This window comes from Halobacteriovoraceae bacterium (assembly GCA_020635115.1).
Classification (GTDB): domain Bacteria; phylum Bdellovibrionota; class Bacteriovoracia; order Bacteriovoracales; family Bacteriovoracaceae; genus JACKAK01.
Window position 1 is genome coordinate 77606 of sequence record JACKAK010000009.1, and the last position, 15724, is coordinate 93329.

The 15724-nt window shown below is 33.1% G+C and carries 8 protein-coding genes; 4 read left to right on the plus strand and 4 right to left on the minus strand.

All coding sequences use genetic code 11. From position 1 onward, the window contains the following. Positions 1–257: 257 nt before the first annotated feature. Both H6622_14620 and H6622_14625 read right to left on the minus strand, forming a co-directional pair. Positions 258–3848, minus strand: a complete 3591-nt coding sequence (locus tag H6622_14620) for a hypothetical protein (GenBank protein MCB9062752.1) — start codon at positions 3846–3848, stop codon at positions 258–260. 92 nt (positions 3849–3940) lie between these two features. Beyond that, on the minus strand, positions 3941–6784 hold the full coding sequence (locus H6622_14625; GenBank protein MCB9062753.1) for an alkaline phosphatase family protein: 2844 nt from the start codon (positions 6782–6784) through the stop codon (positions 3941–3943). Positions 6785–6988: 204 nt separating this feature from the next. Here H6622_14625 and H6622_14630 point away from each other — a divergent pair, with 204 nt between their 5' ends. From H6622_14630 to H6622_14640, 3 genes are all read left to right on the plus strand, one after another. Then, complete coding sequence (locus tag H6622_14630; GenBank protein MCB9062754.1) at positions 6989–8068, plus strand: hypothetical protein; 1080 nt, start codon at positions 6989–6991, stop codon at positions 8066–8068. Positions 8069–8297: 229 nt separating this feature from the next. Beyond that, entirely contained in the window at positions 8298–10130 is a 1833-nt protein-coding gene (locus H6622_14635) for a 2-oxoacid:acceptor oxidoreductase subunit alpha (protein MCB9062755.1), read from the plus strand. Positions 10131–10140: 10 nt separating this feature from the next. Further along, positions 10141–11154: a 2-oxoacid:ferredoxin oxidoreductase subunit beta gene (locus H6622_14640; GenBank protein ID MCB9062756.1), complete on the plus strand. Its 1014-nt coding sequence runs from the start codon at positions 10141–10143 to the stop codon at positions 11152–11154. Between the two features lie 28 nt (positions 11155–11182). Here H6622_14640 and H6622_14645 read toward each other — a convergent pair whose 3' ends face one another. After that, positions 11183–12346: a HAMP domain-containing histidine kinase gene (locus H6622_14645; protein MCB9062757.1), complete on the minus strand. Its 1164-nt coding sequence runs from the start codon at positions 12344–12346 to the stop codon at positions 11183–11185. Further along, on the minus strand, positions 12330–13445 hold the full coding sequence (locus H6622_14650) for an FIST C-terminal domain-containing protein (protein ID MCB9062758.1): 1116 nt from the start codon (positions 13443–13445) through the stop codon (positions 12330–12332). The genes H6622_14645 and H6622_14650 overlap by 17 nt, the downstream gene beginning before the upstream one ends. A gap of 211 nt (positions 13446–13656) precedes the next feature. Here H6622_14650 and H6622_14655 point away from each other — a divergent pair, with 211 nt between their 5' ends. Continuing rightward, on the plus strand, positions 13657–15711 hold the full coding sequence (locus H6622_14655; protein ID MCB9062759.1) for a PAS domain-containing protein: 2055 nt from the start codon (positions 13657–13659) through the stop codon (positions 15709–15711). The last annotated feature ends 13 nt before the right edge of the window (positions 15712–15724 follow it).

Consider the following 15724-nt stretch of genomic DNA (forward strand, 5'->3'; position numbering starts at 1 on the left):
AATTGGTTTTTTAAAAAAGTAAATTATTTTAAAACTAATACAGTTCCAAACGTCAATCTCCAGCATGAAAATATAAAAAGACTTATGAAGATCTATTTTAATATTGAACTTTAGAAAAAATAAATCCGAATATTGTTATCAATTTAACATTAATTTTATTCAGGAAAAGTTATGTTACAACCAGAAATGTTATTAATTATGAAATAGATTTTTTATTTCTCCTAATATAACTCCATAAAAGATAGAAATTAATGCAATTAATTTCTATCCCAACCTTTGTTTGCCCTAATAATTCTGAAGGCCTCTTCGTATTTTTCTAACTTTGATTTTCTCTCAGAAGCAGTTAGATTTTTTATGAGTTTATCATGGGCCTTCAACAAATCTTTTTTGGAAGCAAATGTTTCTTTTCCCATGGCATTCATATAATTATAAATATTTCTATTTTCATCAAGAGTCTTGCCTAAGTTTCTAAACTCAGGACTCACTGTCTTAGATAATTCATTAACTTTTGCTTCCTGTCTTGCATTTGTTCCTGATGTTTTTGTAGAGGCCTTTGATTTAGTATTTGCTTTTTTTTCAGTTCTCGTAGGGTCTTTGAAACCTTGGGCCTCTTCTTTAAGTTTTTGTTCTTCTTTTTTTAATTTTCGTTTAGTACTTTTGGATAATTTCTGTGCGTCACCTGAAATGTTTTCATTTAACTTAGATTCTGACAAAACAGAGGTACTCTTATTCATTTCTTTAGTACGAGCAATTTTGTCTTTAATAGACTGTGGAGCAGGTTGGTTTTTCCCGTTAGGTTGAGGAAGCCTTGTGTTAGTTTCAACTAATCGAGGTTGTTTTTCAGGAAGTCTACCTCTGACAACTTTATCAGGATTGAGTTTGAATAGCTCTTTACTCTTTGGAGTATCAGATACTTTTGGTTTTTGCCCAACAAGTTCTGCAGTTTGTTTCGCTGATCGCTGTTGGGCATGTATACCATCGATAACTTCTTCTTGAGTTGGAAGTTTTCGAGGATCTCCTTTAATTGTACCATCTTTAACTTTTGAAGACACACTAGAGGTACTTTTATTCATTTCTTTTACACGAGTAATTTTATCTTTGATAGACTGTGGTGCAGGTTGGTTTTTCCCGTTAGGTTGAGGAAGTCTTGTGTTAGTTTCAACTAAGCGAGGTTGTTTTTCAGGAAGTCTACCTCTGACAACTTTATCAGGATTGAGTTTGAATAATTCTTTACTCTCAGGAGTATCAGCTACTTTGGGTTTTTGACTAACAAGATCTGCAATTTGCTTTGCTGATTGTTGTTGCGCATGTATACCATCAATAACTTTTTCTTGTGTTGCTAATTTTTGAAATTCACCCTCAATTGTTTCACCTTGACGCTCTGGTATTTTAATATTTTGTTTTGTACCTTCGGCCGGTATGTATTTGCCAGATAATGTTTCACTTTCAAGTTTAGGTGAGGCACTTGAGTGACTACTTGTAGTCGTAGATACTTCACCTTTCAAACTTGTAGGTTGTTTATTATTATATGTATTAGCATAAAATTTCGCTTGTTGTTCTCTTTGATAGATTCCATCAATAAGTTGTTCTTGAGAAATATTTTGTGGGCCTGAAGCAACCGTAGGATTTTTAGAAGTACCTTTTGCAATTGCCAGTTGGAGTTTATTAAATCCTTTTTTGGTTATCTTTGCGAACTGAGGTGCAAGCCAAGGAACAGCGACAAATGCTGCAGCAGTAAGTGCTTCAGACTTACAAGTATTTGCACTTGAATAAGATAAAATTTTATTTTTCATTTCACTACAGCTTAGAGAATTAGATAATGCTCCGTTGCTATCAGTAAATGAATTACAAACTTTACTTACTTTGTTCCATTCATGAATAGTGAAGGCGGTTGTTGTCCCTAAGAAAGTGGCCTGTTTTGCCAAAACTAAATTTTTTGCACTATTCATTAATGTTGAGGCCGTTCTTGCTGCCGAAGCTCCAACAGAGGTACTGGCCACTACACCACCACCAAACCCAGTTGTTCCCAAAGTTACTAAAGTCGCAGCAAAACTCAGTCCTGCATCATTTAGTACAGTATCAGCTTCATCTTGATTTTGAATATGATTTTTAACACATGAAAAATATTGTTCACCTTTTTTATACTGTTCACTCGCCTTTGGAAGTGTGGGGAAACTAAACTCTGGTGTTTTAGCGATTACTTCATTGTAGTCATCACATCCATTGATATCACTGGTGATACATTTTAGAGCTTTGTTGTAGTCATTTAAATTTTGAATTACTTTTTTTCGATCGATTTTAAATTGTGAAATCAAAGCGTTTTTAATTTTTCCTGTTTGTGGATTTCCATCTCTGTCAAAAAAACTATCTTCATCTCCATTAAAATTCTCACCCTTAAGCCATGGGTTACTTTGACGATATGATTCAATTATTTGATTCAACTCATCTCTTTTCTCCAAACCTTCTTTCGAAAGCCAGTCACCAGTGGATTTCTTTTTTTCAATTTCAGAAATTGCTTTTAGGGCCACTATAGTATTTTCAACTTTATCATCGATCAGAGATTGGTCTGTTTGCGAAGAACAAGCATTTAAACTCTCACATTTTTCAATGAGATTTGTACTCACAAGAGATTTACAATCAATTTGAGCTGGTTTCTCTCCAACAACTCCCAAAGTCATATTCATGTGTGCAAGTGTCTCTTGAAGTAGAAGATGCCCATTTCTGAGTCGATTATTATCATTTTCAATTTTAAAAGCAGTATAAGTGTCAGAGACATTCATTTCTCCAACACCTTTCTCAACCGCTTCTTTTATTTGATAGCAACGAGAAGGTACATGAGATAGAGATACATGATCAGTGTTATCTGAAGCTTGTGTGAAATCTTTATCTAATTCAATTAATGAAGCTTTTACTTTGGAAAGCTCTTGCGCTTGATAAGAGCATAGTTTTCTTGCAGTAGAACGATTTGTACCATCAAAATAATCTGAGAGTAAATCTAAACTACCTCTGACAATTCCACCAATACTGTAGGGCCTCTCTGAAATATTTTGAATTGTTTCCGGACAAGAATTTCCAACAAACTGTATTTGAGTGTGACAGGTAATTTGATCATCACTTCCTGAACCACCTGGGCCAGGTATAATACCACCAGTATCATTTGTATTATCTACAACATCAATAACCTCAGGAATAATTGCATCATCTCCAGAAGGAGTTTCATTTGAGTTATATTTTGCAAGTATTGTTTTCAAAGTTTCACAAGCATCATAGCTTGGATTATCAGAGCAAAACTCATTAACTTCAGACTGCAAAGTTTGAAAGTCCATTGATTGAAGATTATTTCTTAAACTTTCATCTGTTATATTTCTATTTTCGTAACATTTTTTTGTAATCCATGCGTAATTCTGATTCCTATTTGAATCAACACAAACATTTTCACCGAAAAATGATTCACGACATTTGAATTTCCCATTTGAACAACTTGTACCTTTTGGTCTTGAGCATAACCCACCATTCACCTCTGATCTATAACCACCTATAAAACACCACATACCGATGAGATCAGCATGAGCTTCAGGTGCAAGAGTATTCATTAGAAATTTAGGAAAATTAAACGACCCTTTGAAACTATTTTTTTTGTTGAAGAGATCTTGATTTCTTCTTTCATAACTCAAAAAGAAACGAGCGTACTGTTGATGCAATGATTTTAATTGCACATATGGCATTGTTGCGATTTGCTTTTGCGAATATATTGGCAAAAACTGGTTTTTCTTCTCACTTCCAAAAGCAATTGAGAGTGTTGCGCTCACAATTAAACCGCATAAAATAAAAAATCTGAAAAATTTCATAGTTCTCTCTCTTCATTAAATCCCGATAATTATTTCGGTTTTTGTGAGAGTTTCTAAAATAATTCAGAAATATAAATTATTACTTAGTCTAACTAGTCAAGTAATGAAGGAAAGCCCCACCCATTTTTACCAACTTGTACTTTTTCCAAAGTTAAATACTCAAATATAGTTGGAGCAATAGATCCGTTTACAGCACTTCGTAGTTGAGTCTTACGTACAATATTTTTTCCCCAAAAACCAACAAAAGCATCTTTTTCATGAAAATGTTCACCAGCATGTCTTCCTGGAACTAAGGTGTTATAGCCGATGCCAGATTTTGGAAAAAGATTAATCGTTCCAGGATTATCTAGGTCATAGAGATGAGAAATTTGAACCACAGAATCAGGTTTGGGAGTGTAGTAAGAGATTTCACGCCATTGCTCTTCAGTACACCATGTTTGATCATCTTCTTCATTTGCATTAGCAAGGCACTCTTTAATAAGTTCTCGCCAAATGAAAAGTTCATCTTCTGATGGTTTATCTTTATAAGGATTTAAGGTTTTTATTTGTAAAAGCTCAGGATCATTATCATTATTTACAGAATGATAAAAAATTTTGTTTCCATGTCGTTTGATGATCTCATCAATTCTTTTTCCATTGCGATGTGAAACAAGTCTAATCTCAGCTGACTCAAGTGAACTTTTACTTTCCCTAACTGCAAGGTACTCCAGAGTTGATTCAAGTTTTTTTGCAATATAAGAGACGATATTGATAGGATCTCCAGGCGAAATCGTCTTCCAATTTAAAAGCTCTCCATACAGAGGCTGTCTTGGCCATTCCTTTTCTTGCCCATTGAAAAGATCTATCATAAAGTTACCTCCGGCCGTTGAAGCTACGATAACATCTATTCCTTTATTGGTCGGAGGATCAAAATTGTTAGTTAATTTGGGGCCTTCGCCCTCATCAGATGAAATTTTTTTTATAATAACTTCACGACCTAATTCTTTTTGCAATTCTTCAAAAACAACTATTTCAGGATTTAGATAATAAAAAATCGAAGCTAATCCATGATCCCCGGCCATGGCAAATAAAGTGTTGTCAAATACTCCGGAGCGAATATAAACATTTGTAATTTCTTTAAGCCAATAATCTAATCGATTAAGCTCACCTGTTGGAGAGATAATTTCATCGGAAAATGGGCCTTTGAAATGGGCAAAATGATCGGGCCATGGAATATAAATTGATGTGTATTCTGGAAGTGCATTTTCTTCAAGTCTTATAATTTCATCAACCAGATTTTTATATCTTAATGAAAAGTATGGTTTGTTAATGAATTTCCTCACAGCTCCTTTCTTCTTATATAGAATGATATGATCTATAAGTTCTTTTCTTAAGGAACGAAGATTGATTTCATTTCTGGACCTTTCTTTTAGATTTTTCAAACACAGAAATTCTCCAAAGTCCCTCATTTTTTCTCCAACTCCCAAAGAAACAAAAGGATCATAGGAAAATTTTGAATCCCAATCATATTGAGCGCTACAGTTCAGGGTTTTAAAATACTTAAGCCGCTCAAACATAGTTTTGAGGTTATTTTCAGAGGTTAACTGATCTAACTGTAGAGCATCGTTTCCAAAAAAATAGTATGCCCTGTCTTTTTTGCGGTCAACAAAATGAAAGTTAGGAATTCCCGTAGACATTTCCCCTGCAACATTTGCTCCAGTTTTAACTATTGGTAAATTTCTTACTGATATTGTTGGCGTTGTCGAAATACCTTGTCTTGCAATGTTCTTTTCGTGAACTCGAAATAGATATTTAAAAAAAGGAAGGTAGTATTCATCACTTTTAAAAATCGGATTGTCGATGTAGTAGTCTAAAAAGTCCATTTGAAATTCAAAGTCAGATATTTTGGCATTGGAGTTTGAGGGGGCAAACATTTCTTTATTTTTATGGTTAAATTGTACTTGTTTTTTAAATGTATTTTCATTCCCATTACTGAGAGATCTTAAAAGACTCCCCTGTAGACCATCAACAGTTATATGGACTGCGTATCTTCTTTGCGATAAAGCTTTTAAAACATTTAGGACAGGGCCATCATTTTCTGATTGAATTTCTTGATCAATATTATGTCTTAAAAATGTTCGAAGTGCCTTTTCTCGCGAATCCTTATAGGCAAACATCCTGTAATTTTTAAGTAGATTCATTTTTATAAAGTCAATTAAGGTTATCGTTGCAGCGATGGCCTTATTGTTTTTTATTTTGAAAGGGTCTTGGGCAGTACCATCTTCAATTATATGTCCAAGCATATCTTTTATATCGCCCTCATCTAAAATTGATTCAATTTTTTGCAAGAATTTAATAACAAAGGGGAGCGTTCTCTTCACTACTTCAAGATCATCTTTATTCTCTGGGGAAAGAGGAGTATATTTTTCAGGTATAAATTTTTCATCCAAAGCTGTTTTGGATTTTACAAATAATGTATGAAAAAGTTCAACCCCTATAGCGATTGTTTCATTATCAAATTTGAAAGTATTTGATTTTGAATTATTATCATTTTCCCAATCAAAAAGAGAATGTTTAAGTCCTGGTATTTGATCTTCAGTAAATTTATTCTTGATGTAGTCATTGAAATAAGTCACATCTTCAGAGCTAAGATCATACTGCTCCTTCATAAAACTAATAAAATAGTAAAGTTTTAATTCATATTCTGGATCTTTAATTTTTTCTAGAACTTCTTCTTTTACTTTTTCAGAAACAGGTAGATCTCTTATGTAATTGTCTAGAGCAATATTTCCCGCAAACCTAAGTCCAAATACTTTTACTCTCTCTAATGAATCTGTTGCCTTAGAATAAAGTCTCTTGAAGAATTCACCAGTTGTTCCCACGATAGGATCATATATGGGGATGTCGTTTGAGTGAATTGAAAAAGAGATGAGATATAATAAAATAAAAGACTTCATATGGACCTCTTGCTAGCAAACACCTATTTTGAAAATAGATTTAAGTCAAGAGAAGATATTTAGAATTCGTTAATTATTCAAGATAATTTGATCTAGTAGTAAGATTTTGTCATTTTATAAGTGACACACTACTATGTGTTGCTTAAAAGAAGTTGGATGTATTTCAATGTAATCTTCTGATTATATTTGAGTAGGAGATAATAAATGTTTTTAAAAGTGTTAATATTATTTGGTTTATTGTCAATGAGCATTTTTTCTTCAGAAATTCCAAAGGAATGGGAGACTCTAAATTTAAAGAATAAATTTACTGAAATTATTCAAAAGAGAAATATTGATAGAGATAAAAAAATAAGTTCTCCTCGAGAATTTGAAGGCCTAGATGAAAATGGAAAATCAGATGAATTTATGTCGCAAATATTAGATGGGAAATTAAAAAGGGATAAGGAATTTATTGAATTTTCTCAATCAGTAGCTTCTAAAATTAAGATTGTATTAGAAAAAGAAGAGAAGAAAACATGTAAAGAACACGCCTTGAATGGGCTGGATTTCGTTGATAAACTAAGTCTATCTAAGGGACTAATTATCTTAGATTTTGAAAAAAGACAAAAAAATAAAAACCTCTCCTTAGAGACACTTCTTCGTTTAAATAAAATACAAAATTTATATTATAAATGTAACTCAGAGTTTATTTCAACAATTGGTTATTTTAGCATTTCAAACGAGTTAAAAAAATATCTTGAGAAATACAATTTAATGAATTCTGAAAAATTCCAGTTTCATAGTACTGCTAATTTGAAGAATGGTTTAAAAAAAATATTAATCTATGATTTCTATGAAAAAATAGATCGTATTAATATGTTCAATAACACTTTTTCTCAAAAGTTGACTGGTATTATCAAAGTGCCTGAAAATATCGTTAAAATTTTAGAGAAAGTTGAAAAAAATAATATAAAAAAATTTTTTGATTATAATGAAACTGTACATTGGGTGATTGAGAAAACTAAAGCATTGATATATTTTCTTGAAGGCAAAAATAAACGTAGTTGTTTAGACACAGTCAATGATAAATTATTTTCATTTCCCAAAAAAACAGATCAAGATCAAATTAAAAAAGAGATTTACTCAATCGTAACTTATCTTGAAAACAATGACAGGGAAAATCTAATGGATCTTTTAGAGAAAAATCCAAATCTATTTGGACAACAAATATTTTCGATGACAAGTAGTTTAAAAGTTTATTGCTTACATTTAGGCAATATTAAAAAACTTTTGAGTACTTATTAGATTAATTAAACCGAAAAACTAAGGTATTTTAAGATACTTCACTCTAAGAAATCTTAAGATTAAAACTTGATTCAGGATGTTGCGTCAGGAATATCCCGTATTTGCAGGAATTCAAATCTAAAGTTAAAATAAATATATTTTTAGGAAAACACCTAATTTAAATCATAAATTTCTCACAATTTTGGTTTACAATTGGTTGTTATCTCAATTCAACATTAAGGATTCAAAAATGAAGACACAAGAGACACTTGAAAGTGTAGTCATCAGATTCTGCGGCGACTCTGGTGATGGCATGCAGCTCACTGGTACACAATTTTCTAATACTTCAGCAATAATGGGAAACGATATTTCTACATTCCCCGATTTCCCATCTGAAATAAGGGCCCCACAAGGAACTATTGCTGGTGTCTCAGGATTTCAAGTCCATATAGGTTCTAGTGACACTAATACTCCAGGAGACGAGTCGGACATGCTTGTGGCAATGAATCCTGCTGCATTGAAATCAAACCTAAATTCCTTGAAATTGGGAGGAGCTATCATTTTAAATTCCGATGAATTTAATGAAGCTAATCTTGCTAAGGCCGGTTACACTGTAGATCCTCTTAAAGACCATACCTTAGATAGTTACAAAGTTATAAAGGCCCCAATTGGAACACTTACTCTTAGTGCCTTAGAAGAAGTAGATTTATCTAAAAAAGAAAAAGAACGTTGTAAAAATTTCTATACACTTGGTATGACTTATTATTACTACAATAGAAAAACTGATCAAACACTCAAGTGGATTGAAGATAAATTTGGTAAGAAACCTGAAATTATGAAGGCCAACCAACTTGCTCTTAAGGCCGGATATAATTATGCTGAAACAACTGAGGAAATTGTAATTAGTTACTCTGTTCCCTCTGCCAAAATTGAACCAGGTACTTACAGACAAATGAGTGGAAACGTATCCACTGCTTGGGGACTTATGCAGGCAGCTGAATCAGCAAACCTTCCACTATTTCTTGGAAGTTATCCCATAACACCGGCCACAGATATACTTCATGAGCTCTCTAAGTTTAAGCACATGAATGTCACTACGTTTCAGGCCGAAGATGAGATTGCTGGAATTTGTTCTGCGATCGGGGCCTCAATTGCTGGAAGCTTGGCCGTTACAACATCATCTGGCCCTGGGATTGCTCTAAAAACAGAGGCCATAGGTCTGGCCATAATGTATGAAACTCCCCTTATTATCATCAATGTTCAAAGAGGAGGGCCCTCAACTGGTCTACCTACAAAAACAGAACAATCCGATCTTAACCAGGCCTTAATTGGAAGAAATGGAGAAGCTCCGTTGATCGTTTTAGCAGCATCTCGCCCGAATGATTGTTACGAAATGGCCTACGAAGCTGCTAGATTAACTCTTGAACATATGACTCCAGTCATGCTCCTAACTGATGGATATATTGCAAATGGTTCTGAACCTTGGAAAATACCAAAGTCTACAGATTTTGAAAAAATTAACCATAGAAAGCCTTCTGAATCAGATTTGAAAACAGATATAACTTTTATGACCAGAAATGAACACTCTCTGGCCAGAACTTGGATTACTCCTGGAATGGATGGAAAAGTTCACAGAATGGGTGGACTTGAAAAAGATTTTGTAACCGGAAATATTTCAGCTGAACCAATTAATCACCAAAAAATGTGTGAGCTAAGGGCCCAAAAGGTTCAAAAAGTTGCCGACAATATACCTTTACAAGTCGTAGAAGGGGAAGCAACGGGGGATCTTCTTGTTGTATCTTGGGGAGGAACTTACGGAGCTACCAGAATGGCCGTAAGACAATTGCAAAAAGATGGGCGGAGTGTTTCTTTAATGCATTTGAAATATTTAAACCCAATGCCAAAAAATGTTTCAGATATTCTGGCCGGATTTAAAAAGATAATTGTTCCAGAGTTGAACCTTGGACAACTGGCCCCAATCCTTAGAAGTCGTTATGGAGTGAAGACCATACAATATAATAAGGTTCAAGGGCAACCGTTCAAAATAGAAGAACTCGTAAACAGATTTAAAGAAGAACTATAGGAAGTGTAAAATGACAACGATGTATAAAAAGAAAGATTTCGTTAGTGATCAAGAAGTAAGATGGTGTCCAGGCTGTGGAGACTATGCGATTTTGTCTTGCATGCAAAATGCTCTCACTAAAACAGGCACGAAAAAAGAAGATATAGTATGTGTGTCTGGGATTGGATGTTCTTCAAGGTTTCCGTACTATTTGGACACCTATGGATACCATACTATTCATGGCCGTGCGCCAGCAGTTGCAACTGGTATAAAGCTGGCCAATCCAAACTTAGATGTTTGGGTCATAACAGGAGATGGAGATGGTCTCTCAATTGGTGGAAACCACACTCTACATGCAATGAGAAGAAATGTTGATTTGAATATTATTCTCTTTAATAATGAAATTTATGGACTCACAAAGGGGCAGTTTTCTCCTACTTCAGACAAGGGTGTTAAAACAAAAACTTCTCCATTTGGTTCAATTGACAATCCTCTTATCCCGGCCCAATTTGCTCTTGGTAGCGCGTGTACCTTTATTGCTCGAACCGTCGATAAAGATCCAAAGTCGATTACAGATCTTATGCTTCTATCTCATGCTCACAAAGGGACATCTTTTTTAGAAGTCCTACAAAATTGTGTTATTTTCAACGATAAGACTCACGATGAATTCACTTTGAGACAAAACCGAGCGGCCAGGACGGTGACAGTAGAAGATGGCAAACCACTCATTTTTGGAGCAGAAAATGAGAAAGGGATTGTTCTTGATAGACTTGATTTAAAGGTAGTTACTCTTGGACAGGGATTTGAAGAAAAGGATTTACTTGTTTATGATACGAGTTCAAAAGTTCTAGCAAATATGTTGATTGAGGCCCACAAGAAAGATGAGGAGAATTTTCCATTGGCCCTGGGAGTTCTTTATCAAGACAAAGAATCAATTCCTTACAATGAACTCATGAAAGGACAAGCTGAACAAGTAAAAAAACGCTTACCTGAAGCAAATATGGATAAGTTGCTTCAAAGTGGAGACACTTGGGAAATTAAATAAACGTCAAGGCCCTTTTAGAAGGGCCTTTTTATGCTTTATACTTTTTTATTTTAATTACGAAAGATGTGTTTTCACATTCACTGTCATAAAAAAGGGTTCCACCTTGCGACTCTAGAATTTTTTTAGAAAGGCTAAGTCCAAGTCCAGTTCCTACACCTTTTTTCTTAGTTGTAAAAAAAGGTGTAAGGATACTTTTTTGGAGTTCTTTTGAAATACCCTGGCCACAATCAGTGACTCTGAGACAGACAAAGTCATTTTCTTCAAAAAGACTAATTTTCACCCATGGATCAGCTTCAGCATAGATGGCCTCAATTGAATTTTTAATTAAATTGATTACTACTTGAGATAATTGAACAGGCCTGCCAAGTACGTTGAAATCATTTTGTTCGAAATTTTCTGGAAAAATGATTTTAACAGGACTTCCTTCTGCAATACTCTGAATAAAAAACTCAGAATCACTCAAAATTTCCCCAATTGGAACTATTTCAAGGGGAAGCTCACTTTCATCCCGGGATAAAGATTTTAGACCTTTAACGATATCTCCAACTCTTTGTGCAGCTCTATTTATCTTGGTATTCAATTCTTGAATTTTTTCAAAGTCTTTTTCACTTATGACTTTATTCATGATTTGATTTATACCAAGAATAATTGTTACAGGGTTATTGATTTCGTGAGCAATTCCAGATGTGACCTGGCCAATGTTGACAAAATGTTCTGTTTGACGGATTTGGTTTTGAGCTCTGTTTTTTTCAATGGCCAAAGATAGTTTTTCAAAAATTTGATTAAGTGTTTTTAAAAATAAAATATCAAATTCATTATTGTTAACTGTTTTTAAAACGATAAGACCTACTTGATACATGTGAAAGATGTGAAATTGTGAGTGTCCTTGTTGATAGCTTTTTGGAAATTCATGAATCAGACTTTCAAACAATGTTTTTGGAAAGCCTAATTCTAAAAAGAAATTATCCTTCAAAAATTGATCCATTTCTTTATCTATTTTAGGAAGAGATGAAATCAACTCAAATTGATATTTTTCATTTGCATCTATAAAAAAATAAATTCTAGCACTACTACAATTAAGTATTCGTAGCAAAGTTTTTAGTGTTTTTTTATAGTCTATTTCTTCAACACCAATATTAATAAGTGACAAAGAAAGTTCTAAAAGGATGGCCAGTTTATTTGTTGCTAACATCTTTTAACCTGCAAACAACTATCGTTTTATTAAAAATATCTAAGTATTCTTTTCCTTGATTAGCAATTTCTCCTAATACTAAAGCACCAACTGGTGTCGTTTGCTGATTGTTTATTTGCTCTAATTCTTTTAAATAGTCGTCTTCTAAAAATAATGTCCTTGAAATACAATCCATAACGATGACATGGTTATTATTTGAATCTTTGTTTAAAGTTTCATGATTTGCTTGAGATGCTGAGCGAATTAATGTATCTTTTGTTCCAGACATAATATAGATAAAAGAGTTTTCATAAACATTTGCAACACAAATAATATCATTTCCGTCAACTTGAATAGGATCTCTTATAATGACTTCCTGCCCGAGTTTTGGGATTCCAAAAGGGTAGGATTTTGCAATGTCAAAAAAATTATCTTTCGAAATTGGAGTTGGCGAGTGCTTATCTATAAATTCTTTATAAACTTCAAAAGCTGGTCTGAAGTCAATTTCTTTAACAATTTTACCATCTGATTTAGTTACTCTAAAAGGTCCTTCAAATATCTGCCAACCGTGTTTTACACCAATATTACATTCAATTGATGAACTGGCCATGATGGCACAATCTTCTAGCAATTCTCCTTTATGGAACATACATGGACGTTTTTGAAAATCAAGATCTCCACAACCTCCAGCAATATAATTAAATTCAAGACCGTAATTTTCATAAAGTCCCATTATAAGTTCTTCTTTTCCTTCACTGAGAGCATCAATGAGAATCATAACAGTGTTTGTCTTATTAATGTCTAGTTCTAATGATTCAATTTCTTTTTCTAGACTTTCATTTTTTTGTGAAAGTCTTTCAATTTTATCTATTTTAAACTCACTCTCAAAACCAATACACAGAGTTGAATTCTTAGAAACTTCGATTCCAGAGAAAATCATGGGAAAAAAACCTCCCCAAATTTCTTTTTTATAATTGGCCAGATGATATAAAACAAAATCATTATAAAAATCAGATTGAAATGTACTCAAAATAAGAACTGATTGAATCCGTTTGTCTTGCTCCCATTCGTGCAAAATTTCTTGCAGATCTTCTTTGCGATCAGATTTTTTAGTTATCATAGTAATCCTCAATTTGTCCCATTTCGACAATTTTTAAGAGAATATTAAATCTACTATATTAACCAAACGTTTCGGTCTAGTAGTCTTGGGATAATTTGAAAGAATTTTTTATATTAATATGTGAATATTACTTAATAGGTAATAAATTCCGGTACAAAAATTGACCTACTTTTTAGATAGTATTTTCCCGATGAATCTGTAAGGAGTTTTATTGGTGATACTTGACGAAAAAACAAATGATACAAGATTTATTCCACTATTATTCGTAGGAGTGATGTCACTTGTGCTTGGACCATTTGTTCTTCATTTTATGGGAGTGGATTTTTCTACAAATCTTGTATCATCCACTGCGTTAGAATCGGGCCATTTTTTTTTAAATAAGTCATTTCTAAGTTTTGAAGAAAACGCATATTATTTTTTAAGAGGTGCGTTTATTCACTCCTTGTTTGAATGGTCGGCCTTTTCACTGAGTCTTATGATTGCTTTCATGTCTTTTGTCCATTACAAGGCCAATGGAAATCCTGTTGTTCCGATTATGGGGACGGTATTTCTTATTTCTGGTTGTTTAGATGCCTACCATTTACTTGTATCTACAAAATTATTAGCTATACCAAACATTACTGAAGAAACGCTTTCATTGTCTTGGTCGACCTGTCGGATTTATAATTCAATTATTCTTTTGACGTGCGCACTTTATCTCTACAACTATAGAAGTTTATCAAATGTAACATATAATGGAATAAAACTAAGAACATTATTTTTTATAGGAATTTGTTTATTTATTGCGATAGGTGGGGGAGTAATACTTTCTAATATATCAAATCCTACAAATATTTTAAAAATCTTATCTATTAACAGTAGAATCACTGGCCCATTGGAGTTGTTTCCAATTGTATTACTTATTATTGCAATTCCTATTTATTATAAAATCTATAAGGAAGAGCAAACTCATTTTACATTTTCAATACTGCTGTCCATTTTGCCATCAATGTTTACACATATCTATATGGGACTTGGATCACATGAAAGATATGATGCTTTTTTTAATATGAGTCAATTCACTGAAATTATTATTTACCTCGTCCCATTTTTAGGAACTGTTTTTGATTATTTGATGACGCATGAAAAAATGAAACTTAGTGAAGCTAAGTTTAGAAATCTTTTTATGGGCTCTAGTGACAGTGTTTTTCTAATTAATAGTTTGGGAATATTTGATTGTAATAAAGCGGCATTAGATTTATTTGGCCATAAAAGAAGAAAAACAATAGTTGGTAGACATCTTTATGAAATGTCTCCAAATATTCAGCCTTCGGGTGAGTCTTCTACAATTGAAGGAAGAAAAAAATACGCAGAGGTATTTGCAAATAATTGTTCAAATTTTGAATGGATGTTTAGAAAGCAAGATGGAACTTATTTTGAATCAGATGTCATAATGAATAGAATAAAGGTGGGAGAAGTTTCGTTTATTCAAGTCGTGGTTAGAGATATTTCAAAAAGAAAAGTTGAAGAAAGAAGATTGCAAAACGATTTGGTTAATGCAACACAAACATCTAAACTTGTTGCTCTCGGTGAGATGAGTGATGGGATATCTCATGAGTTGAATAATCCCTTAGCAATTATTGGAGCATGTGCAAGTAAGATTAATAGAATGTTAAAATATGATAATTTAGACCAACAGCGATTGAGTGAATTGGTATCAAAGATTTCAAATACTACATTCAGGGCCGCTGAAGTTGTCAGAAATTTTCAAAAATTTTCATATGAATCCAAAGAAAGTGATTTTTCGAACTACACAGTTGATGAAATTATTAAACAAACTAAACAACTGTGTCAGAAAAAGTTACAGAATGAAGACATAGAGTTAAAAGTTTCTTCTCCATTAAACTTAAAAGCCAATTGTCAAATATCTCAAGTTTGTCAAATTCTTTTAAACTTGATTAGTAATGCAAAAGATATTTGTCATGAAAAAGATGAAAAATGGATTAGAATTGTTGTAGAGGAAAAAGATAAAATGATTGCGATGAGGGTTATTGATCCTGGATTTGGAATCAAAGAAGATATATTAAACAAAATTTACAATCCTTTTTTTACCACTAAAGAAGTTGGTAGAGGAACAGGTTTGGGCGTTTCAATTTCAAAGAATCTCGCTTTTTCACAAAAAGGTGAGCTCTACTATGAACTATTTGAAGGGCATACTTCATTTGTCTTAGAAATTCCTAAGGTGACTTCTTTATCATTAGTTGACGAACTTTCAAAGGCCGCTTAAAATCACTTTCAAT